This window comes from Nocardioides immobilis, from assembly GCF_003515065.1.
GTDB classification, from domain to species: Bacteria; Actinomycetota; Actinomycetes; order Propionibacteriales; family Nocardioidaceae; genus Nocardioides; species Nocardioides immobilis.
This window is the reverse complement of record NZ_QXGH01000022.1, coordinates 58,041-79,714: the sequence shown is the minus strand read 5'-3', so window position 1 is coordinate 79,714 and position 21,674 is coordinate 58,041. Positions and strand designations below refer to the sequence as shown.

Annotated in this window: 20 protein-coding genes; 18 read left to right on the top strand and 2 right to left on the bottom strand. The window is 67.2% G+C overall.

The window, feature by feature from the left end:
* Positions 1 to 93: 93 nt before the first annotated feature.
* The 3 genes from D0Z08_RS18100 (at position 94) to D0Z08_RS18090 (ending at position 4,414) form a co-directional block, all read left to right on the top strand.
* A complete protein-coding gene (locus tag D0Z08_RS18100; RefSeq protein ID WP_147381464.1) occupies positions 94 to 2,295 on the top strand; it encodes a molybdopterin-containing oxidoreductase family protein in 2,202 nt (733 codons plus the stop codon).
* Positions 2,292 to 3,929, top strand: coding sequence for an FAD-dependent oxidoreductase (locus tag D0Z08_RS18095; RefSeq protein WP_118926655.1), 1,638 nt, complete (start codon positions 2,292 to 2,294; stop codon positions 3,927 to 3,929). The genes D0Z08_RS18100 and D0Z08_RS18095 overlap by 4 nt, the downstream gene beginning before the upstream one ends.
* 95 nt (positions 3,930 to 4,024) lie before the next feature.
* Complete coding sequence (locus D0Z08_RS18090; RefSeq protein ID WP_118926654.1) at positions 4,025 to 4,414, top strand: CBS domain-containing protein; 390 nt, start codon at positions 4,025 to 4,027, stop codon at positions 4,412 to 4,414.
* 279 nt (positions 4,415 to 4,693) lie between these two features.
* On the opposite strand, the gene D0Z08_RS18085 is transcribed toward D0Z08_RS18090, so the two are convergent.
* Positions 4,694 to 5,254, bottom strand: a complete 561-nt coding sequence (locus tag D0Z08_RS18085; RefSeq protein WP_182481375.1) for a TetR/AcrR family transcriptional regulator — start codon at positions 5,252 to 5,254, stop codon at positions 4,694 to 4,696.
* A 134-nt stretch (positions 5,255 to 5,388) separates the two neighbouring features.
* Here D0Z08_RS18085 and D0Z08_RS18080 point away from each other — a divergent pair, with 134 nt between their 5' ends.
* Genes D0Z08_RS18080 through D0Z08_RS18015 form a run of 14 tightly spaced genes read left to right on the top strand, consistent with a single transcriptional unit; the run spans position 5,389 to position 19,355 of the window.
* A complete protein-coding gene (locus D0Z08_RS18080) occupies positions 5,389 to 6,576 on the top strand; it encodes an enoyl-CoA hydratase-related protein (protein WP_220454242.1) in 1,188 nt (395 codons plus the stop codon).
* A gap of 4 nt (positions 6,577 to 6,580) precedes the next feature.
* Positions 6,581 to 7,744 carry an acyl-CoA dehydrogenase family protein gene (locus D0Z08_RS18075; RefSeq protein ID WP_118926651.1) on the top strand — a complete coding sequence of 388 codons (1,164 nt, stop codon included), beginning with the start codon at positions 6,581 to 6,583 and terminating at the stop codon, positions 7,742 to 7,744.
* Positions 7,745 to 7,770: 26 nt separating this feature from the next.
* Complete coding sequence (locus tag D0Z08_RS18070; RefSeq protein WP_118926650.1) at positions 7,771 to 9,093, top strand: phytoene desaturase family protein; 1,323 nt, start codon at positions 7,771 to 7,773, stop codon at positions 9,091 to 9,093.
* Positions 9,090 to 9,857 carry an MlaE family ABC transporter permease gene (locus D0Z08_RS18065; protein ID WP_118926649.1) on the top strand — a complete coding sequence of 256 codons (768 nt, stop codon included), beginning with the start codon at positions 9,090 to 9,092 and terminating at the stop codon, positions 9,855 to 9,857. Before D0Z08_RS18070 ends, D0Z08_RS18065 begins: the two co-directional genes overlap by 4 nt.
* Before the next feature lie 11 nt (positions 9,858 to 9,868).
* Positions 9,869 to 10,708, top strand: coding sequence for an MlaE family ABC transporter permease (locus tag D0Z08_RS18060; protein WP_220454241.1), 840 nt, complete (start codon positions 9,869 to 9,871; stop codon positions 10,706 to 10,708).
* A 1-nt stretch (position 10,709) separates the two neighbouring features.
* The gene (locus D0Z08_RS18055; protein WP_118926648.1) at positions 10,710 to 11,783 is read left to right on the top strand and encodes an MCE family protein; all 1,074 of its coding nucleotides are present in this window, start codon (positions 10,710 to 10,712) and stop codon (positions 11,781 to 11,783) included.
* Between the two features lie 29 nt (positions 11,784 to 11,812).
* Positions 11,813 to 12,796 carry an MCE family protein gene (locus tag D0Z08_RS18050; RefSeq protein ID WP_182481374.1) on the top strand — a complete coding sequence of 328 codons (984 nt, stop codon included), beginning with the start codon at positions 11,813 to 11,815 and terminating at the stop codon, positions 12,794 to 12,796.
* Positions 12,796 to 13,833 (top strand): MCE family protein, encoded by a 1,038-nt coding sequence (locus D0Z08_RS18045; protein WP_118926646.1) that lies wholly within the window; start codon positions 12,796 to 12,798, stop codon positions 13,831 to 13,833. Before D0Z08_RS18050 ends, D0Z08_RS18045 begins: the two co-directional genes overlap by 1 nt.
* Positions 13,830 to 14,978 carry an MCE family protein gene (locus tag D0Z08_RS18040; RefSeq protein ID WP_118926645.1) on the top strand — a complete coding sequence of 383 codons (1,149 nt, stop codon included), beginning with the start codon at positions 13,830 to 13,832 and terminating at the stop codon, positions 14,976 to 14,978. The genes D0Z08_RS18045 and D0Z08_RS18040 overlap by 4 nt, the downstream gene beginning before the upstream one ends.
* Positions 14,978 to 15,640 (top strand): MlaD family protein, encoded by a 663-nt coding sequence (locus D0Z08_RS18035; RefSeq protein ID WP_118926644.1) that lies wholly within the window; start codon positions 14,978 to 14,980, stop codon positions 15,638 to 15,640. The genes D0Z08_RS18040 and D0Z08_RS18035 overlap by 1 nt, the downstream gene beginning before the upstream one ends.
* Positions 15,637 to 16,227: an Mce/MlaD family protein gene (locus tag D0Z08_RS18030; protein ID WP_118926643.1), complete on the top strand. Its 591-nt coding sequence runs from the start codon at positions 15,637 to 15,639 to the stop codon at positions 16,225 to 16,227. Before D0Z08_RS18035 ends, D0Z08_RS18030 begins: the two co-directional genes overlap by 4 nt.
* Positions 16,224 to 17,522, top strand: coding sequence for an MCE family protein (locus tag D0Z08_RS18025; protein WP_118926642.1), 1,299 nt, complete (start codon positions 16,224 to 16,226; stop codon positions 17,520 to 17,522). The genes D0Z08_RS18030 and D0Z08_RS18025 overlap by 4 nt, the downstream gene beginning before the upstream one ends.
* A 28-nt stretch (positions 17,523 to 17,550) precedes the next feature.
* Positions 17,551 to 18,603 (top strand): LLM class F420-dependent oxidoreductase, encoded by a 1,053-nt coding sequence (locus D0Z08_RS18020; protein WP_118926641.1) that lies wholly within the window; start codon positions 17,551 to 17,553, stop codon positions 18,601 to 18,603.
* Positions 18,600 to 19,355 (top strand): 3'-5' exonuclease family protein, encoded by a 756-nt coding sequence (locus tag D0Z08_RS18015; protein ID WP_220454240.1) that lies wholly within the window; start codon positions 18,600 to 18,602, stop codon positions 19,353 to 19,355. The genes D0Z08_RS18020 and D0Z08_RS18015 overlap by 4 nt, the downstream gene beginning before the upstream one ends.
* A gap of 5 nt (positions 19,356 to 19,360) precedes the next feature.
* Here D0Z08_RS18015 and D0Z08_RS18010 read toward each other — a convergent pair whose 3' ends face one another.
* Positions 19,361 to 20,191: an alpha/beta fold hydrolase gene (locus tag D0Z08_RS18010; protein ID WP_147381463.1), complete on the bottom strand. Its 831-nt coding sequence runs from the start codon at positions 20,189 to 20,191 to the stop codon at positions 19,361 to 19,363.
* Positions 20,192 to 20,321: 130 nt separating this feature from the next.
* Between D0Z08_RS18010 and D0Z08_RS18005 the strand changes: the two genes are divergently transcribed.
* The gene (locus D0Z08_RS18005) at positions 20,322 to 21,674 is read left to right on the top strand and encodes a WS/DGAT/MGAT family O-acyltransferase (protein ID WP_182481373.1); all 1,353 of its coding nucleotides are present in this window, start codon (positions 20,322 to 20,324) and stop codon (positions 21,672 to 21,674) included.

Genomic DNA, 21,674 nt, shown 5'->3' with positions numbered 1-21,674 from the left:
CAGATTTCAATGCTGGATTAAATTTGGGATCGTTCGGTCCTGGGCCGAGGCAGACTGGCCTTGTACTCATGCGTCCGCCAGAGGGGAGCCACCGTGCCCACGAAGGAAGTCCCAACGTTCTGCCGCATCTGCGAGGCGCTGTGCGGACTGATCGCAACCGTCGAGGACGGCCGGCTGACGGGTCTTCGAGCAGACCAGGACGATCCCCACTCCAAGGGCTTCTGCTGCGTGAAGGGCCTCTCGATGACCCAGATCGTGAACGACCCGAGCCGGGTGACGACGCCGCTCAAGCGCATTGGTGGTCCAGGTGAGTTCGCGCCCGTCTCATGGGCGGAAGCGATCGAGGACATCGGCGCCCGCCTGAAGTCCTTGCGGTCGGAGTCTGGCCCGCGCTCCATTGCAGTTCACGAAGGCAACCCGCCGTACTTCAGCTTCGGCGCTGCCATGTGGGGCAAGACGATGACGATGGCCATCGGAACACCCTGGTTCTACGGCGTCAACTCGGAGGACGGCGCGTCACGCGTCGCTGCCTTCAAGCTGTTGTACGGCCACTGCGCGCACATGCCCATCCCGGACATCCGGCGTACGCAGGCGTTGCTCGTCATCGGAGCCAACCCCCTGGTATCCAAGGGCTCCTTTCTCCACGACCCGCACATGCGCCAGCACATGGAGGAGATCGTCGAACGGGGCGGTCGGGTGTTCGTGGTCGACCCGCGCCGCACGGCAACGGCGGAGCTCTTCGAGCATCTTCCGATCCGCGCCGGCACCGATGCGTGGTTCCTCCTCTCCGTCCTCAACGTGATCGTCGCGCGACGCCTCTACGCCCAAGAGTTCGTCGAGCAGTGGACGACCGGCTTCGAGGAATGGGCGGAGGAGCTCGCGGCGTTCCCGCCGGAAGCCACGGAGAGCCTGACCGGGATCCCGGCTGCGCGCGTCGAGGAGGTCGCCGAGTACCTCGCGACCGCGCGCGCTGCCGTCGTCTACGGCCGCACAGGAACATGCACGCAGAGGTTCGGGACGCTCAACAACGTCCTCCAGGACTTCATCAACATCCTCACCGGCAACCTGCAGCGCGAGGGTGGAATGGTCTGGGCGTGGTCGCCCGTGGCGATGGGCCCGATCGCCGAGGCCATGAAGCTGGCCACCTTCGACAAGGTGCGGACCCGGGTGCGCGGACTGCCCGACACCTATGGCTTCCTTCCCTCCAGCGCCCTCCCCGAGGAGATCCAGACGCCGGGCGACGGCCAGATCCGAGGAATCGTCATGATCGGATCGAACCCCGTCATCACCGGTCCCGCCGGCAACAAGCTCGCTGAGGCGCTCGAGGAGCTCGACACCTTCGTCGCGCTGGACATCTACGTGAACGAGACGAACCGCCACGCTCACTACATCCTGCCCACGACCTCGATGTACGAGCGTGAGGACACCCAGCTCCAGTTCTCCAACCGCTACGTTCGACCGGCGCTCCGTGCCACGCAGAAGGTCGTCGAGCCGCCTGGGGAATGCCGAGAGGAGTCGGTGATCCTCAACGACATCGCCAGGGCGATGGGGCTCGGGAGCGCCCACCCGTACGCCATTCAAAGACTTCTCGCCCGGGTGGGGCTGGGGATGACGCCGATGGGGATGGCGAACCTGCTCATCCGCACAGGCAAGGCCGGAGATCTCTTCGGCCTACGACGCGGCGGGTGGTCACTGAAGAAGCTGAACGAGCGCGCCCCGCACGGCGTCGTCCTCCACGAGTACCTGCCCCTCGCCCCGCTCAAGAAGTTCATCAAGACGCCTGACAAGAAGATCCCGCTGGCGCATCCGACGTTCATGGGAGAGCTCGAGCGGCTGAAGCAGGCCGACGGCGATGGAGGAGGCTCCGGCTATCCGCTACGCATGGTCGGTATGCGCGAGATGACCTCCCACAACTCGTGGATGCACAACAGCGCCCGGTTGATGCCCGCCACCCGCGAACACGCCATTCGCATCCACCCGGTGGATGCGGAAACCGTCGGCGTCCGCAACGGTGACGTCGTCCGGGTCACTTCTGACGGGGGCGCCGTCGAGACGAAGGCCCTCGTCACCGACGAGATGACACCTGGGACGATCGCGATGCCTCATGGCTGGGGCCACAGGGGCGGCTGGCAACGCGCGAACGCCGCCGGCGGCGCGACGTCGAACACCCTCTCGACGGAAGTGGAGAACGCGTCCGGTTCGACGGTGCTCAACGGGATCCCCGTTCGCGTCGAGCGGCTTGATCGTGCCGCTGGCGCACGTGGGCAGCAGTCGATCGAGGTGGCGGTCCCATGACCCACGTGATCACGCGAGCGTGCTGCAACGACGCGGCATGCGTGGCCGTTTGTCCGAAGAACTGCATCCAACCGAGCCCAGGCGACCCGGAGTTCGCCACAGCCGAGATGCTGAAGATCGACCCGGTGAACTGCATCGATTGCGGCGCCTGCGTCGAGGTCTGCCCGGTGGACGCCATCGTGCCGGACTTCCGACTTGCAGCGGACCAGGGCGACTATCTCGCGCTGAACGCGGAGTACTTCACGAACCACTCCTACGACCAGGTCGGATTCCGCGAGCCCGTTGCGGACAGTCCCGCCAGCGGTCTTACGGTCGCCGTGGTGGGTTCCGGGCCGGCGGCCATGTACGCAGTCGAGCGCCTGCTCGAACGCACCGCGCTCGACTGCGAGATCCACGTCTACGAACGCCTCCCGGTTCCGTGGGGGCTGGTGCGCTTCGGTGTAGCCCCTGACCACCAGGACACCAAGCAGGTGACGCGCGGCTTCGAGCGCCTCGTCAAGGACCCGCGCGTGCACGTGCACCTGAATGTCGACGTAGGAGTGGACATCTCCCACGAGGAGCTGGCCGATGGTCACCATGCGGTGATCTACGGGACAGGCGCCTCGGGAGCGCGGGACCTGGGCATTCCGGGCGAGGAGCTCGAGGGGAGCATCTCTGCATCGAGCTTCGTGGCTTGGTACAACGGGCACCCCGATGGTCGCGACCTGGCCCCGGACCTGAGCGGGCGCAGGGCGGTCGTGATCGGCAACGGGAACGTCGCTCTGGACGTCGCAAGGGTTCTGGCGACTGGTCATCTCGGCGTCGAGAGCAGCGACATCGCCGACCACGCGCTCGAAGCCCTCAAGGGGTCGGACCTCGAGGAGATCGTCGTCATCGGGCGTCGAGGACCGGCGGAAGCCGCGTACACCACCCCGGAGCTCCTCAGCCTGATCCACCATGATGACGTCGAGGTTGCCGTTGAGGGCATCGATGGCCTCGCGCCAAGCACGGCAAGCCTGAAGGAACGGCTGATTCACCGCGTCGAGGCAGGTGAGTTCCGGCGCAGCACGCCTGCAGAGCGCCGCGTCGTGCTCAAGTACCTCGCCTCACCTGTGGAGATCGTGGGGACCGAGCGCGTTACTGGTGTCACGGTGCAAGCCAATCGGCTCGTGGAGGACGGAGGCGCGGTCAGGGCGATCCCAACCGGGGCAAGCGACCTGATCGAGTGCTCTTTGGTGGTCCACGCCGTCGGCTACCGGGGCAAGGCCGTTCCGGAGGTTCCCTTCGACGACGAAACCGGACTGATGCCGAACGACAAGGGGCGGGTCCACGCCCCTGACGGCGCGGTCACTCCAGGTGTGTACGTCGTCGGGTGGAGCAAGCGAGGGCCATCGGGCGTGATCGGCACGAACAAGCAATGTGCAGTCGAGACGGTCGAGGCGCTCCTGACAGATTTCACCAGCGGCGCCCTCGCGGGGCCGCGGGACGGCGCGGATCGCTTGCGCTGGTCCGCATCCGGCTCTTTCGGTCGGCTGCAGTGGGAACGCCTCGACGCCTTCGAACGAGAGGCCGGGAGGTCTGCCGGACGGCCGCGCATCAAGGTGTCCGATCCCGACACGATGCTCGCCATCGGGCTCGGAGCAGAGCTCAGGTGAATCGCGGCTCTCCCGCAACCGCAGGACCAGCCGCCGCTATCGACCTCGCCATCCTCCACCCCGACACACTTCCTGCCGGCACGACGGTCGGTGAGGTGCGTTCGTACTTCGACGCAAGCGACAAAGTCCACATGGCACTGGTCGTCGACGCTGATGGCATCCTGCTCTCGGCGGTGACGCGAGCGGACCTCGATGAGCACACCCCCGACTATCGCCTCGCCGTCACCATCGGCTCGCTTGGCTCGCGAACGATCGAGGCAGACATTCCTGCAGAGCTGGTCCCCGCGAGCATGGATGTGCGTACCGATCGCAGGCTGGCGGTCGTTGACGGTCGTGGCCGCCTCATCGGTCTGGTCTGCCGCAAGGCGTCAAGATCGGGCTTCTGCACAGACAAAGGTGTCGCCGAGCGCCGTACCGCACGAGCTTCGATTGCGGTGGCGCCGTCGGACATGGCGAGCAGCGGGTCTGTCAGGCATTCTGTGTAAGCCATCCTGGCCAACTCAAACCCAGGCGTCGCCGTAGGTCATGGACAGACAGGGTGTTCAGGATGCTCTTCCAGCCGTTGATCTGGCCAGTGGGATTGGGCCGATTCTTCTCGCGTCGTCGCTGCAGGAACCGTTCGGCCGGACTGCACGGACAGATGCCGGTGTCCCGGATGGCCAGCAGGTCGCGTATGTCGCTGAGTTTGGGCCGAGCCGCCGACGTCTAGGTCGGCGCCGTCGAGGAGCGGCCAAGGCGCTGATGCGCAAGCTGTTCTAGGCATTTCAGCGGTCGGCGAACCGGCGCGCCGCCTGCAGTACCTGATCCAGCGACCACGCCAGCTCGTCCGTCGCGCCGTCAGCGGCGAGGAGCTCGAACCCAACCAGGACGCTGTAGCCGAGCCGCGCGAACTGGTGGGCGGCGTCGGGGCCAACGAGGTCGCGCATCGCCTCCATGACGACGTCGAAGCGCTGCTCGTCGACCACCCGCTGCACCTCGCCGACCTGGGGGTCGACCCGCGACCAGACCCGGATCGCACCTTCGGCTGCCCGGTCGAGATGGGCGGTCGTCGCCGCCAGCGACTCAAGACGCTCGACGGGGTCCGGGATCGACCGGGCCAGTTCGGCAACCGCCGTCGTCCGGTGATGGCGCCAGTCCTCGAGCATCGCGTCGGTGAACTCCTGCCAGCTGGTGAACCAGTGGTAGAAGCCGCCGGTCGAGACCGACAGTCGCCGACACACCGCCGCCAGCTTGAGGCCGGCGTACCCCTCGGTGGAGAGGATCGCGTACGCCGCCTCGAAGTACGCGCGCCGCGGGTCGTCCCGCGAGACATGTGCGACTGCCACCACGCCGTTCTCCAGTTCTCCCTCGACTGCGTCCGAGGGGTAGGTCTTCGGACTTCGGTTGCCCCTAGCCTACCTAACTCGAGTTATGTTACCGTCCCTTTCGTTTGGAACTTAGATTCAAAATGAGGTTTCCGATGTCTGACTCACGCCGACTGGTGGTGCGGCTCTACGAAGCTCTCGCTTCGGGCGACGCCGCCGGGATCGACTCAGTCCTCGTTCCCGCGTTCGTGGGCACGACGGCTGACGGGCTCCCTCTGGGACTCGGCGGGACGTACGAGGGCAGCGAGTCGATGCGGCGTGACTTCTGGTGGGAGGTGGGTCGCCACTTCCGCGTCGAGGCAGTTGTGGACGAGATGGCCGACCTGCCCGACGACGGTGTCCTGGTGTCGGGCACCTATCGCGGGACGGCTCGTCGCTCGGGCCGGCCGCTCGAGGCGGCCTTCACCCATCGGTTCACCTTCGCTGGTGGACGGATCTCGTCGCTCGTCCAGCTGACGGACACGCACGCCTGGCACGAGGCGCTCGGGAACGACGAGGCTGCGCGGCGACTCACGTACGACGTGCGCGACGGCGTGGCTCGCGTGGTGCTCGACCGTCCCGCGATGCGCAACGCGATCGACCTCGCCGTGGCGGAGGAGTTCCTCGACGCCGTGCGCGCGATCGAAGCTGACCCCACGGTCCGCGCCGTCCTGATCGCGGGGAACGGCGCGTCGCTGTCGGTTGGTGGAGACATCACGTTCTTCGAGCAGGGCGCTGCGGACCTCGGGACGCTCCTGGCGAGAATGACGACGCCGTTCCACGAGGCGTTCCGCATCCTGAGCCGGATCGACGCTCCGATCGTCACCGCGGCCCACGGTGCCGTAGCGGGCGGGGGCCTCGGCTTCGTCTACGCCGCCGACGTCGTGCTCGCAGCCACGGACGCCAGGTTCGTCACGGCTTTCGCCGACCTCGGCGTCTCAGGCGACGGGGGCGGCACCTGGCACCTTCCGCGACTCATCGGGCCGGCTCGCGCCGCGCGGGTGCTTCTCGAGAACCGCCCGATCACAGCCGATGAGGCGCTGGACTGGGGACTAGTCAGCGAGCTCGTGCCTCCCGCCGAGCTTCGCGAGAGGGCCGAGCGCGTCGCCGTACACCTGGCGTCGGGACCGACCAAGGCGTACGGGCACATGAGGCGCCTCCTGCGCCGAGGTGCGACGTCCGACCTCGCGTCCCAGCTCCAGGCGGAGACCGACGCACTGACCGACTGCGGCCGCAGCGTCGACACCCGGCGAGCCGTCTCGGCCTTCCTCAACAACCAACGACCCACGTTCCAAGGACGGTAGGACGATGACGGGACTGATCCACGACTCAGAGGAGCACCAGGCGATCCGCGAGAGCGTCGCCAAGGTCGCGTCGCGCTACGGGCCGGCGTACTTCCTGGAGCGCGGCCGCGCCGGCGAGGACATCCAGGAGCTGTGGGCAGAGCTCGGCGCGGCCGGCCTCCTCGGCGTGCACCTGCCCGAGGAGTACGGCGGCGGCGGGTACGGCATGCAGGAAGCCGTCGTCGTCGTGGAGGAACTGGCCGCGCACGGCATGCCGATGCTGATCTGGGTGATCTCACCCGCGATGATCGGCAGCGTCCTGGCGGCCTACGGATCGGACGATCTCAAGGCACGGTGGCTACCGGGAGTCGCCGACGGCACCAAGAAGGTGGCCTTCGGCCTGACCGAGCCCGACGCCGGCTCCAACAGCCACAACCTCAAGACCACCGCCACCCGCGACGGCGACGGCTGGCGGATCTCGGGGTCCAAGTACTACATCTCGGCCGTCGACCAGTGCGACGCGATCCTGGTGGTGACCCGCGACGCCGAGCACTCGACGGACGAGCACAAGAAGCTGTCGATCTTCGTCGTCCCGATCGACAGCCCCGGCCTCACGTTCCAGAAGATCGACACCTCGATCGTCTCGCCCGACAAGCAGTTCACGGTCTTCCTCGACGACGTCCGGGTCGGCCCGGACGCGCTCGTCGGCGAAGCGGGCAATGGGCTCCAGCAGGTCTTCTCGGCGCTCAACCCCGAGCGGATCCTTGTCGGTGCGATCACCGGCGGAGTCGGGCGCTACGCCATCGACAAGGCTGTCGACTACGCCAAGCAGCGGCAGGTGTGGTCGACCCCGATCGGCCAGCACCAAGGCCTGTCGCACCCCCTCGCAGCGGCACACATCGACGTCGAGGTCGGCCGTCTCGCGACCCGGAACGCGGCGCAGCTCTTCGACCAGGGCCACGCGGGTGCCGGTGAGGCGGCGAACATCGCCAAGTACGCCGCCTCGGAAGCCGCGCTGAAAGCGCTCGACCAGTCGATCCAGACCCACGGGGGCAACGGTCTGGCGCACGAGTACGGGTTGAGCGAGCTCTGGTTCGTCACCCGGCTCATGCGCACCGCTCCCGTCAGCCGGGAGATGGTCCTCAACTTCGTCGCCCAGACCTCGCTCGGTCTTCCCCGCTCCTACTGACCCCTCGACCTGCACCGGAGGAACACATGACTGACACCCTCACCTACGACGCTGTCGTCGTCGGAGCCGGAGCCGGCGGCCTCTTCGCGGCCGCCAGGCTCGCCCACCAGGGCTATCGCACCCTCGTCGTGGAGAGGCTCGACAAGGTGGGCGGCCGGGCGTCGACCACCGACGTCGACGGCTTCAAGGTCAACGACGGCGCCATCGTCATCGAGTGCGGTGGCATCACCCAGCAGACCTGCGAGGAGGTCGGTGCGCCGTTCGACATCCGTGAGCCGAGCCCGCCGATCCTCTACCGCATCAAGGGGAAGGACGTCGACGTCACCGGCGGTGGCTGGGGCTTCCTGCTGGAGCGCCTCACCCGCCAGGGAGCGAAGTTGGTCAATGGGATCGGGGCCGCGCGACACGACGACGGCCTCCCCGAGGACGAGCTCACGACCGCCGACTGGGTGCGGAAGTACACCAGCAACAAGGGCGTGCACGGCATCTTCCGCAACATGTGTGCCTCGATCTTCGCCGTGAGCTCCGAAGACCTGCCGGCCCGGGTCTTCCTGACCTACTTCACGCGCAAGAGCGCCTTCAAGCGGTTCGGCTTCCATCCCGAGGGCACCATCGGGCTCTGGCGTGGGCTGGCCGCAGCTGTCGAGGCCAAGGGCGGTGAGGTCTGGCTCTCGACCCATGTGACGCGGATCGTCACCGACGACACCGACGCGGTCACCGGTGTCGAAGTCGTCCGAGACGGCGAGACCGTGTCGATCTCAGCCCCGGTGGTGGTGAGCAACGTCGGCCCCGCTGCGACGTTGTCGCTGCTCCAACGCGAGGACGTGCCCGAGGACTACGCGCTCACCGTGAAGAAGGCCGACCGGCCCACCGCGATGATCACCGTCAACTTCGCCAGCCAGCAGCGCTTGATCGAGGCCCCCGGCATGATCAGCTTCGCCACCTCGCGCCGGCTCGCCTACATCGCCAACTTCACCGACCTGTGCCCCGAGATGGCACCGGAGGGCTGGCACCTGTACGTCGGCACCGCGGTGCCCGAGCCGTCCGTCGGCGACTTCGACGAGGCGGCCGAGACCGAGCTGCTGATGCAGGACCTGCGCGACGAGGTGCCCGGTTTCGACGATCGTGCGCGCATCCTCAGCGTGGTCATCACCCGCGACGGCTGGCCGCCGCAGCGGGCCGTCGCCGGGTTCGACATGACCCACGAGACGCCGTACGCCGGACTGTGGAACGTCGGCGACGCGGTCAAGGAGTACGCCAACGGCGGCACCAGCGCCTGTGCGGAGACCGCGCAGATCGTCGTCGGGAAGGTGGTCGAGCAGTTCCCGCTACCCAGGGAGGATCGATGAGCTCCGCGGCGGTTGCCGCTGGAAAGCCGGTGCGGGCGCTCGGTGACGTGCTCGCGATGGCCCTCGATGCTCTGGTCATCATGTTCACCCGCCGGTTCTCCTGGCGCGAGGCGGTGCAGCAGGCGTGGTTCATCGCCCGGGTGTCCCTCGTGCCGACGCTGCTGGTCATGCTCGGCTTCACGCTGTTGGTGATCTTCGAAGTCAACCTCCTGCTCAAGGATCTCGGGGCCCTGGACCTGGCCGGCGGGATCGCCGGCATTGCTTCCGTGCAGCAGATCGGCCCCTTCGTCACGGTGGTCGTGGTCGCCGGCGCCGGCGGGACCGCCATTTGCGCGGACCTCGCAGCGCGGACGATCCGGGAGGAGATCGCGGCCATGCAGGTCCTCGGGATCGACCCGATCCAACGCCTGGTCGTCCCGCGCATGGTTGCGGCGGTCCTGGTGTCCCTCGTGCTGAATATCCTGATCTGCGCGGGTGGCCTGGTGGGCGGGTTCTTCTTCTCCGTCTATCTGCAGGACGTCACGCCAGGCGCCTACGTCGCGAGCATCCCCCTCTTCACCGGCATCCCCGAGTTCGCCGTGAGCATGTTCAAGGCTTTCGTCTTCGGGCTCATCGCTGCGGTCATCGCCTGCTATCGCGGACTGACCGTCTCCGGGGGCTCCAAGGGCGTGGGTGACGCGGTCAACCAAGCGGTCGTCATCACGGTCGCAGTCCTCGTGCCGGTGAGCCTCTCCATCAGCCTCGTCCAGTTCGCCGTCCTGTGACGAGAGCACCCATGTCCCTCATGTCGCCGCGTCTCGGGTCCATGGTCCGTTCGTCCAACCGCGCCGTCGAAGCCCTCGGCGAACACGGCCTCTTCTACGCCCGGGTGTTCGCCGGCATTCCCCGTGCGTTCCGCAAGCACCCCGGTGAGATCCTCCGCCTGATCGCCGAGCTCGGCACCGGCACCGGTGCCCTGGCGCTGGTCGGCGGGTCGGTGGTGATCGTCACCTCGATCACGTTCTTCGCAGGAGCGGTTGCCGCGGCCCAGGGGTTCGAGTCTTCCTCCAGCATCGGTGTGGGTTCGCTCAGTCCGCTGCTGGCGGCGTTCTTCACCGCACGCCTCTCCACGCCACTCCTGGCCGGCGTCGCGCTGTCGGTGACCCTGGGCGCGGCGACCACCTCGCAGCTCGGCGCGATGCGCATCAGCGAGGAGATCGATGCCCTCGAGGTGATGGCGATCCCGTCGCTGCCCTACCTCGCGACGACCCGCGTGGTCGCCGGGATGATCGTGATCACCCCGCTCTACGTCTTCGCGACCCTCGGCGGCTTCCTCGCCGACTACCTGCTGCTCGTCTTCTTCTACGACGTCGGGCAGGGCAACTTCTCCCACTACTCCTTCCTCTACCTGCACCCGCTGGACATCGTCTTCTCCTACATCCAGGTGCTCGGCATGGTCGTCGTCGTGATGCTCGTCCACACGTTCTACGGCTATACCGCGAAGGGGGGACCGGCCGGCGTTGGGGAGGCTGTCGGCCGGTCCGTCCGGGCCTCACTAAGCGGCGTCATGATCGTCAACCTCCTCATCGGCATGGCGATCTACGCGAACTTCAACACCTTCCACCTGGCGGGCTGACGTGCTGAACGAGTCGAACAAGGTGAAGCTGGGTGCGCTCGGGCTCGTCCTGACGGTCGTCGCGGGGTTCGCGATCACCGGTGCCCTCTACACGCGGGCGTTCGCAGATCCGGTCGAGGTCACGGTCGAGAGCACGCGGGCTGGGCTGGTGATGGATCCCGGCAACAAGGTCAAGCTGCGTGGCGTCGAGATCGGGCGGGTCGGCTCGGTCGAGCTCGTCGGCGACAGTGTCGAGATCGTCCTAGAGATCGACAGGGACGAGTTCGATGGCATTCCGTCCGACGTCGTCGCTGACATCCGTTCGACGACTGTCTTCGGTGCCAAGTACGTCGAGCTGGTGTCAAGAGACGGCGGTGGTCAGCTTGCGGCGGGCGCGACGCTGCGCACGATGGGCGTGACGACCGAGGTGAACACCGTCTTCGACAGCCTGCAACGCGTCCTCACTGGCGTCGATGTCGCTGACCTGAACCAGACACTCACGGTTCTTTCCTCCACCCTCAGCGGCCGAGGCGACCAAGTCGCCGCGCTCGCGCAGCAGGCCGACGAGTACCTCACGAAGCTGCAGCCGCTCCTTCCGCAGCTGCGTGAGGACCTGCTCCAGGTCGCCCGCTTCTCCCGAATCGCGGTCGAGGTGTCACCGGCATTGATCTCGATCCTGCGCGATGCAACGGTCACGGCTGGAACGGTCGTCGACAAGCAGGCGTCGCTCCACACGTTGCTCGCCGACCTGACGATCCTCGGGGGACGGGGCGCGGAGGTGCTCGGTATCAATGCGGAGGCGCTGGATGCGCTGGTCCGCGGACTCAATCTGCCGAGCTCGACGCTGCGGGTGTACTCCTCGGAGCTACCGTGCTTCATCCTCGGCCTCGATCGGACCCGCAAGATCATGGCGGACGTCATCGGTGGTACCGATAACTCGCTGCGTGCCCTGGTGAGTTTTCGCTCCAAGCTCTCCAAGTACACCGCCCCGGCCGATCTTCCCGACTATCCGAGCGGCCGCGGGCCCGATTGTCACGGACTGCCGGCCTTGTCCCCGAGCCAGATCCCGGTGCCGGAGAGGGGTGCGCCGCAGTGAAGATCGGTGGAGATGCTTTCCGCCTCGCCGTGTTCGGCATCGTAGGGGCGCTGACCGCCGGCCTGCTGTACCTCACGCTCGGAGAGATCCAGATCGGTCCCAGCCGCGGCTATCGCGTCGAGATGAACGACGTCACCGGTCTGGAGGACGGTGACCTCGTTCGTGTAGCGGGCGTGCGTGTCGGTCAGGTCGACGGGCTTGAGGTGATCGACGACAACAGGGTCCTGGTGTCGTTCCACGTCGACTCCGACCAGAAGCTCACAGACAGGACGCAGGTCCTGGTGCGGTACGAGAACCTCCTCGGCGACCGTTACCTCGAGCTCCGGCAGCAGCCGGGCGTCGGCAAAGACCTCGATGCCGGGGCGACGATCCCGGCGAGCCAAGCAGCACCCGCGCTGGACCTCGACGTGCTGCTCAACGGATTCAAGCCGCTTTTCCGCGGCCTCCAACCGGCCGAGGTCAATGAGCTCGCGACCAACTTGATCGCGACCCTCCAGGGACGCGGAGGCACGGTGGAGTCTCTGCTCGAGCGCACGGCCTCGCTGACCAACGGGCTAGCCGACGACAGCGAGGCCATCACCTCGCTGATCGACAACATGAACGTGCTGTTGGGAAGCCTCGACTCACGTGACGCACAGCTGCGGCAAACGATCACGCAGTTCAAGCGACTCGTGACCGGCCTCGCCGAGGACCGCGACCCGATCACGACGTCGATCGTCGCGATCAACGGGATGGCAGCCGAGCTCACGGATCTCTTTGCCAGGACACGCGGCCCGTTCAAGTCCACGGTGGTCGCCGTCGATCGGCTGGCGCGCCTCCTCAACACCAACACCGACACCCTCAACCAGGTGCTCGACTCACTCCCTGCGGCCTACCAGACCTTGGAACGGATCGCCTCGCACGGCACCTTCTTCAACTTCTACCTCTGCACGGTCCAGATCAAGATCTCCGGCCCGGGTGGCCGGCCCATCAAGACCCCGGCTGTCCGGAGCCAGGTAGAACGGTGCAACTGATGCAGATCAAGATGTTCCGCGAGCGGAACAAGCTGCCGCTGGGCCTGATCGTCATCACCTGGCTGGTCGCGTCCATCCTGCTCGTCCTCAACGTCAGCACGGTCCTCGGCCTCTTCGGACGCCATCACGAGACCGTCCTGCCAGAGGCCGCGGGCCTCAAGGCAGGTGACCCGGTGCGGGTCAGCGGCCTCAAGGTCGGGCGTGTCGACAGCGTGGAACTCGCCGACGAAGGAGTCACCGTCGAGTTCACCTTGACGGAGGCCGGCGTCGAGCTGGGAGACGAGACCACGGCATCGGTCAGCGTCGACACCGTCCTCGGAGACAAGGCGCTCGAGCTCGTGTCGTTCGGCGACGGCACTCTCGCCGAGGGCGCGGTGATCCCGGTCGAGCGGACATCGGTGCCCTACGACGTGACGGAGGCCCTGAGCGACCTCGAGACCGAGACGTCGCGGATCGACGTCAAGCTGGTTGCCAAGGCGCTCGGGCAGGTCTCCACCACTCTGGAGGGGGCGACGCCGGAGATCCGGCAGGCTCTGCGAGGAGTCAGCCGAATCTCCGCGACGATCAACGGTCGCGACGAGGCTCTCCGGCAGCTCCTGGGACGCGCCGATCAGTTCAGCGCAATCCTCGCCGAGCGCAGCGACGACATGACGGAGGTCATCAGCCAGGGGAACCTGCTGTTCGCCGAACTGGTGGAGCGGCGTGAGGACATCTCCGCATTGCTTTCGAATCTCTCGAGCATGTCGCAGCAGCTGAGCGGCTTCGTGGCCGACAACCGCCGCACGCTCGGTCCGGCCGTGGACGCGTTGAACACGGTGATCGAGACCTTGCAGCAGAACAAGGACAATCTCAGCAAGACCTTGAGCGGAATGGCGGTCTACGCAACAGGGCTCGGCGAGGTCGTCTCCTCGGGCGAGTTCTTCACGGCGTACCTGCAGAACCTGCTGCCGGGCAACATGCTCCAGCCCAGCATCGACGTCTTCGACGTGCTGCCCCGGGTGAGCACGCCCGATCGGACCCCAGGAGGTCAGCGATGACCGGCGCCCGTCGTCTCCCCCGACCGCCAAAGCCGCCCCGACCGTGGCTCACCGTGCCGTTGGTGCTGATCGTCCTGCTCGGTGTCGCCGGCGCTGCGTGGAACAAGGCGGACCAGACCGAACTGGTCGCGTACTTCTCGAGCACCGACGGCATCTATGCCGGCGACGAGGTCCGCATTCTCGGCGTACCTGTCGGGAAGATCGACGAGATCAAGCCTGAGGACGGGCGGGTCCGGGTGGAGTTCCACGTCGACGGTGACATCGACGTCCCCGCGGAGGCCCAGGCCGTCATCGTTGCCCCGTCATTGGTGAGCAGCAGGTACATCCAACTGACTCCGCAGTACACAGGGGGAGAGAAGCTCGACGACGGAGCAACAATCCCCGAGGCTCGGACCGCTGTTCCCGTCGAGTGGGACGAGATCAAGGGCCAGTTGAACGACCTGGCCGTCGCTCTAGGGCCCCGGGGCGCCAACAAGGACGGAGCGTTGTCAGACCTGGTCGATGCTGCGGCAGGTGCCCTCGACGGGCAGGGGAGCACGATCAACCAGACGATCGCCGACCTCGCCGGTGCCATCGACGTGCTCAACTCTGGCGGCGATGACGCGTTTTCCACGGTGCGCAACCTGCAGGTCTTCGTCGACGCGCTCGGTCAGAGCGACGTCCAGATCGGTGAGTTCCTGGAACGACTCGATGCCGTGTCCCAGCTCCTGGCCGACGACAAGCACCTCGTGCGCGCGGCATTGCGGGATCTGTCGAAAGCCGTCGGCGACGTCGAGGGATTCGTGAAGGCGAACCGGGGGCGGCTCACCAGAACGATGCGCGGACTGACCGACGTCGTCGGCGTCGTCGCCCGTCAACAGAGCGACCTCGCCCAGATCCTCCACGTGGCACCTAACGCGTTGGAGAACCTCACGGAGTCCTACCACCAGCGGCAGAACGCAGTGGGCGTCGACATGCACGCGGCCAACATCAACTCGCCGGGAGCCCTCATCTGCGGTGCGATCGGCGGCGCAGCGGGCACCAACGAACAGGGCACCCAGCAGCTGTGTGACCGTCTGCTCGGCAACCTGCTGAACCAGGTCGCCGGCAGCCCGGGGTCACAGCAGTTGCTGTCCGCCCTTCTCATCCTGCTGGGAGGCCTGTGATGAAGCGGGCGGCTTCGGTCGGGCCCACGATGGCCGCCGCTGTCGCGGCTGGCGCGCTCCTGGCAGGTTGCAGCTTCGACGGCATCGGGGAACTTCCGCTCCCGGGCGGCACAGGGACCGGCGACGGCGCGATGGAGGTGACCGTCGAGCTACCGGACGTCGGCACACTGACTCCCAACTCCCAGGTCAAGGTCGGCGACATCGCGGTGGGGACCGTCACTGAGATCAACGCGGTTGACTGGCATGCCGAGGCAGTCCTCAGCCTCGAGCCCGACGTGGAGCTCCCGGCCAACGCTGTCGCCAGTGTGGGCGTCAACACCCTCCTCGGGGCTTCTTACGTTGAGCTAGCGGCGCCCCACCGGCCCCAGGGCGTACTGGCCGACGGAGCTGAGATCCCACTCGAGCGCGGCAGTGCCCATCCATCGACCGAGCAGGTCCTTTCCGCGGCATCGGTCACCCTCAATGGCGGTGGGCTCGAGCAGCTGAGCACGATCACCGTCGAGCTCAACCGGGTGCTGGCCGGCAACGATGGAGCGTTCGGTGACTGCTGCCGCGCCTGGACGAGTTCCTGGGCACGCTCGACGACCAGAAGGACGACATCATCGCGACCGTTCGCGATCTCTCGTCCGTCTCGAAGAAGTACGCCGGGCAACGGCGGGTGATCACCCGAGCGCTCGACGAGCTGGGTCCTGCGATCGACGTCCTCGCGACCGAACGCCCCGACGTGACGGAGGCCCTTCAGGCTCTCGACGGCCTGGCCGACGTCGTCGTACCACTGGTGCGAGACGTCCGATCGGACCTCGTGGCCGATCTGGAGAACCTCCAGCCCGTCCTCAACGGCATCGTGGCCGCAGGTGACGCGACGGTTTCTGCGCTCGGGTTCGCTGTGACCTTCCCCTTCGCCCCCGAGACGGTCACCAACGCCTGCCGTGGGTCCTACTGCAACCTCAACCTGATCCTCGACCTGACCAACGACGCGCTCCTCAACGGGTTCATCACCCCGGACGGCGGGATCGGCATGCCTGGCTTCCCCGGGTTGGACGTGAGAGCCCTGCTCGACTCACTCGGCCTCGGCGGCACCATGAGCGGCGTGACCGGGTTGCTCAACGGGCTCCAAGTCGGTCAGGGCCCGTCGCGGGACGACGGACAGCAGGCGGGCGAGCAGGACTCGGGGAATCCAGGTCAGGAGTCGGCTCCGCTGCCCTCACTCGAAGGACTGCTCGGTGGTCTCACAGGAGGACACTCATGAAGGGCGCCTCGCCACTCATCAAGAAGCAGCTGATCGCGTTCGGCATTGCCTCCGTGATCGGGATCGTCGCGCTCGCGATGACGTTCCTCCGGGTTCCCGAGACGCTGGGCTTCCAGCGCTACGAGGTCGACGTGGAGTTCCGGCAGGCAGCCGGACTCTATGAAGGGGCCGAGGTGACCTATCTCGGCCACCCGGTCGGCAAGGTCAAGTCGATGAAGGTCAAGGGCGACCGTCTGGTCGCGCGTCTCAACCTGGCCACCGACACCGACATCCCGTCGGACGTCAGCGCGGAGATCCACAGCAGATCGGCGGTCGGCGAGCAGTACGTCGACCTCGTGCCCGTGGAGTCCGGCGAGGCCGAGGACGCCACGCTGGCGGACGGCGACCTGATCCCGCTCGAGCGCACTTCGGCACCAGTCGAGATCGGACCGGTGCTCGACAACGTCTACGCGCTGGTCGAGAGCCTGGACGAGAAGCAGCTCGCGACCTTGCTGCGGGAGACAAGCGCAGGGCTGAACGGCAGGACGGGCGAGCTGCAGACCATCCTCGACGCGAGCGCCGAGTTCATCTCCCTCGCCGACGCCAACTTCGAACAGACCGCCGCCCTGATCAGGGACGCCGGCCCGTTGCTCGAGACGATCAACGGGAAGTCGGAGAACATCGGACGCCTCACCCAGAACCTCGCCCAGGTCACCGCAGAGCTGCGGGCCGGCGACGCGGACATCCGTGCTCTGCTGGATCGCGGTCCCGAGTTCGCCGACACCACCAATGTGCTGCTGGACGACCTGGAGACCGACCTCCCACCGCTGTTGACGGCCACCAACACGGTGTCCAGAGTCCTCAACCTGTACGACCCGTACCTCAGGCAGATCCTCAGCGACTACCCGCTCGCCGTCGCGACGGTCCAGTCGGTGACCATGCCTGCGCTCGACGACAAGGCGGTTCGACTCTCGTTGGCCAACTTCGACGACCCGCCGGAGTGCATCGAGGGGTTCGTCCCACCAGAGCAGTGGGCCTCACCGTTCGACACGTCGCCCCGGAAGAACCCGCTGGTGTTCTGCAAGGCGCCGCACGACGACCCGCGCGCGGTCCGAGGCGCTCGCAAATCCCCTGCCCCCAGAGTCCGGCACGTCGCGAGGGCGACGCGTCGGAGTGCGTGGCCCCCTGAGGAGGTCGAGCAGATGGCAACCATCGACGTCGATCGAGCTGAAGCGTGCGCCGCTCGTCGGCGCGTGATCTTCGAGGGTTGGGCCCTGATGGTGCCGCTCGCCCTCTCCGTACTGCTGTGGCCCTGAACCACAGCTGACACGAAAGGAACAACCAGTGCGACTTGGCATGATTGTGGACTACTCCGGCGGTTTCGGGGAGACGGTCGAGCTGTTGCAGGACTACGAGCGCAACGGGCTCGAGCTGGCGGCAGTGGCCGAGGCGTACTCGTTCGACGCGGTGAGCCAGCTCGGGTACATCGCAGCACGAACCTCGTCGCTCGAGCTGCTGTCCGGGATCCTCCAGATCTATTCGCGGACCCCCTCGCTGACCGCAATGACCGCGGCGGGCTTGGACTACGTGTCCGGCGGTCGATTCAACCTGGGTCTCGGGGCGTCTGGCCCGCAGGTCGTGGAGGGCTTTCACGGTGTGAAGTACGACGCGCCGCTCGGTCGCACGCGAGAGGTGATCGAGATCTGCCGGCAGGTGTGGCGCCGTGAGCCTGTCGAGTTCTCCGGTCGTCACTATCGAATCCCGCTCACCAGGGAGGACGGGGGTTCCGGTCTCGGGAAGCCTCTCAAGCTCATCAACCATCCGGTTCGACCGCGCATCCCCATCTCGGTCGCGGCACTGGGACCGAAGAACGTCGAGCTGGTCGCGGAGCTGGCCGAAGGCTGGCAGCCGCTGTTCTTCCACCCCGGCAAGGTCGATCGCGCCTGGGGAGAGGCGCTCGAGGTGGGCTTCGGCAAGCGCGACCCCCGACTCGGGGAGCTGGACATCCAGCTCCAGGTGAAGTTCCACCTCGGCGAGCCGGAGCCGGCAACGATGACGAAGGTGCGCGACCAGCTGGCGCTCTACATCGGCGGCATGGGCGCGCGGGACAAGAACTTCTACAACCAGCTGGCATGCCGGTACGGCTACGCGACGGAGGCGAAGGAGATCCAAGACCTCTACCTCGCGGGGAGCAGGCAGGATGCCGCAGCTGCGGTGCCGGACGACCTGGTCGACGCAGTGACGCTGATCGGTGACGAGGAGTCGGTCCGACGGCAGCTCGTCGAGTTCGATGCGGCCGGTGTCCGCACCCTGCTCGTCGACCCCCTCGCCGCGACCGTGGAGGAACGCCTCGACCAGATGGCGCGGCTCGCGAAGCTCGTCGAGGACGTCCGGTGAGCACCGCCGACCGCACCGCCCGAGGAGATGGGAACGGCCAGATGAAGCGCATCCTCGACTACGCAGCACTCGGCGGCCCGGCGGCACTCGTCGTCACCCTGACCGGCTGGCTGGTGAGCGGCATGCTGCCACTTCCGATGGGCCCGTCCTCCAGCTCGCCCGACGTCGTCGCGTTCTTCACCGAGGACCCCAACCGGGTGATGGCGGGCTTCGTGGTCTCTTCCATCGGCGTCGTCCTGATGCTTCCGATGCTGGCGTTGATCTCTGTCCACATGCTGCGGATGGAGGGTCGCGTGCCGCTGATGGCGTTCACGCAGCTGATGGCCGCGGCCACCACCGTCATCATCAACATGTTCCCGCAGCTGATCTTCGCGATCGCGGCGTTCCGTGCGGACCGGGATCCTGGAGACATCGTGCTGCTCAACGACACCGCTTGGCTCCTCCTCTTCACGGGCATCACGCCCTTCATGGTGCAGAACGTCGCGATCGCGGTCGCGATCCTTCGCGACGGTTCGCGCGTGTTCCCGCGGTGGCTGGGATACCTCAACCTGCTCGTCGCCTTCGCCTTCATCCCTGACGTGCTGGCCTACTTCTTCAAGACCGGTCCGTTCGCGTGGAACGGCGTGTTCGTGTTCTGGTTGGCGCTCACGGCCTACTCCGTGTTCCTCGTCGCCATGTCGGTTGCCTGTCGGCGAGCGAACGCGTCCCTCGGCGTCGTCGGCCTCCCGCAGCCGGTGACTGCGGGCGCCTGACGTCCTCACGGTCCGGTTGCGCCCGCCTGGGCCGGCGGTGCGGAGATCCGCTCGCGGATGAGGCCGGCGACGACGTCGGGCACGTCGAGCATGGGGACGTGGCCGGCGCGGGGGATCTCGAGCTGCTCGGCCGCGAGGTGCTGGAAGCCCTCTCGTGCCCACGGTCCTGACAGCACGCGGTCCTCGGTGGACCAGGCGATGGTCACCGGCGCATCGACGAAGAGGACGGCGTTGAGCTGGCGTGCCCCGGCAGAGCCCAGCGCGGCGCGCAGGGCCTGGCACTCGGCCATGTCGTGGACGAAGTGCTGCGCGTCGGCGAGTGTGACGCGCCGTGGGTCCTGCACGACGGGGGAGAGTACGGCGCGCCGTACCTGCGGATTGGCGAGCAGCCCCGGCTGTCGGTGTAGCCGTCGTGCCACGCGGTGACCCACGACGAAGCGGGAGACGACCATCCGCTCGCCGAGCGACCCGGGCCGCCAGCCGCCTGCCGGCGCCAGGCAGAGCACGCTGAGCGCACGACGCCGTTCTGCGAGCCGCAGCGCCAGCCAGCCACCTAGGGAGTTGCCCACGATGTGGAGGCGGTCCACGCCGAGCTCGTCGATCTGGCGCTCGAGGTCGTCGACCATCTGCTCCGGTGCGGTTCGACCGGACAGTCGTGCCAGTCTCGTCCCTTCCCGATGCCCGGCGATGACTGCGGCCGTCGCGGTGATGTGGGCCGGCAGGCCCGCCACTACCTCCCGCCAGACCCAGGGGCCGCAACCCATGCCGTGGAGGAGCAGCACGTGGTCGGGAGCATCATGACGCGGCCCTGGCGCGGGCGGACTGGTGATCTCCAAGGTCGCGGCCCTTCCTGCTCGGACGCGTGGTGCAGCCCGTCGTGTGGCGTTCGTTACCTATCTTTTTCTAACCTAGATTCGATAGTGTAGACGAATCTCGGCCATGGGGCGCGGGACCGGGAGGACAGCCATGAACAACATCGCGATGGGCGACGCCATGTTTCTGCTCGGCGAAGCACCGAGCAGGCCGGCGCAGGTCATCACGCTCCAGCTCTACCGCTCGCCGGACGGGTGCGACGCCGACGAGTGGGTGGCGGACTACTTCCAGCACCTGCTGTCCCACGAGGACCTGAAACCGGTCTTCCGGAGACGTCCCGCCCGCACTGCTCTTTCTCCCTCGACACTGCGCTGGGTCGAGGACGAGCCGGTCGAGATCGATCACCACGTCCGACACTCGGCACTGCCTGGCCAGGGCCGGGTCCGCGAGCTGCTCGAGGCGGTCGCGGTCCAGCACGGCGTGCCGCTGGACCGTCGGCGGCCGTTGTGGGAGTTCCACGTCTTCGAGGGTCTCGAGGGCGGACGGTTCGCCACTGCGTTCAAGACACACCACGCGATCGCCGACGGGATGTCGCTCGCGAAGCACGTCCTCGGCAGTCTCACGGAGGATCCTGAGGTCCGCGGCTGCATCCCGCCCTGGGCTGCGCGGCCACAGGCGGCTGAGCGGCCGACCCAGCAGTCGCCCTCGATCAGCCTGGCACCGGTGGGCCGGAGCGTCTCTGTCGTGCGCTCATTGGTACACATGTCGCGCGACGCCAACTCGAGGGTCCCGTTCGAAGCGCCGCCGTCACCGCTGAACGTCAAGGTGGGCGGCGCCCGCCGGTTTGCCGGGGACCAGTGGCCGGTCGAGCGCCTGAAGGCGGTGGCCTCGGCAGCGTCGTGCACCGTCAACGACGTCGGTCTGGCCATGACCGGCGGTGCGCTCCGTGCCTACCTCGACGAGCTCGGCCTTCTTCCCGACCGCTCTCTCATCGCGATGGTGCCGGTCTCGGTGCGACGCCCGGGTGAAGCGATCGCCGACGGAGAGGGCAACGCGTTCGGGGCGATGCTCTGCGACCTCGCCACCGCCGTCGACGATCCAGCCGCCCGGCTCGGGTCGATCGCCGATCAGACACGGACCGCGAAGCAACGGTTCTCGAGCATGTCCGTCGCGGAGGTGCTCGCCGTCAGCAAGCTGATCATGGGCGGGGCGGTCCTCTCGTCCTTCACCGGCATCACCGCCCTGCCGCGACACCCGTTCAACCTGATCATCTCCAACGTGCCGGCGACCAACCGGCCGCTGTACTACAACGGCGCGCGGATGACCGACATCTACCCGGTGTCGATGATCTCCGAGGCGCAGGCGATGAACGTGACCCTGACGCGGTACGACGACCTCATGACGTTCGGGATCGTCGGTGACCGACGGGCTCTCCCGCACCTGCAGCGGATGCTGGTCCACCTCGACGAGGCGTTGACCGCCCTCGAGAAGGCGGTCCTGGGCTGA

What these genes read in the sequence shown, in the direction of transcription:
- D0Z08_RS18075 (WP_118926651.1), top strand. Translation starts at nt 6,581, where the DNA reads ATGACGGGACTGATCCACGACTCAGAGGAGCACCAGGCGATCCGCGAG.
- D0Z08_RS18070 (WP_118926650.1), top strand. Translation starts at nt 7,771, where the DNA reads ATGACTGACACCCTCACCTACGACGCTGTCGTCGTCGGAGCCGGAGCC.
- D0Z08_RS18005 (WP_182481373.1), top strand. Translation starts at nt 20,322, where the DNA reads ATGAACAACATCGCGATGGGCGACGCCATGTTTCTGCTCGGCGAAGCA.
- D0Z08_RS18045 (WP_118926646.1), top strand. Translation starts at nt 12,796, where the DNA reads ATGCAGATCAAGATGTTCCGCGAGCGGAACAAGCTGCCGCTGGGCCTG.
- D0Z08_RS18095 (WP_118926655.1), top strand. Translation starts at nt 2,292, where the DNA reads ATGACCCACGTGATCACGCGAGCGTGCTGCAACGACGCGGCATGCGTG.
- D0Z08_RS18060 (WP_220454241.1), top strand. Translation starts at nt 9,869, where the DNA reads ATGTCCCTCATGTCGCCGCGTCTCGGGTCCATGGTCCGTTCGTCCAAC.
- D0Z08_RS18040 (WP_118926645.1), top strand. Translation starts at nt 13,830, where the DNA reads ATGACCGGCGCCCGTCGTCTCCCCCGACCGCCAAAGCCGCCCCGACCG.
- D0Z08_RS18080 (WP_220454242.1), top strand. Translation starts at nt 5,389, where the DNA reads ATGTCTGACTCACGCCGACTGGTGGTGCGGCTCTACGAAGCTCTCGCT.
- D0Z08_RS18065 (WP_118926649.1), top strand. Translation starts at nt 9,090, where the DNA reads ATGAGCTCCGCGGCGGTTGCCGCTGGAAAGCCGGTGCGGGCGCTCGGT.
- D0Z08_RS18025 (WP_118926642.1), top strand. Translation starts at nt 16,224, where the DNA reads ATGAAGGGCGCCTCGCCACTCATCAAGAAGCAGCTGATCGCGTTCGGC.
- D0Z08_RS18035 (WP_118926644.1), top strand. Translation starts at nt 14,978, where the DNA reads ATGAAGCGGGCGGCTTCGGTCGGGCCCACGATGGCCGCCGCTGTCGCG.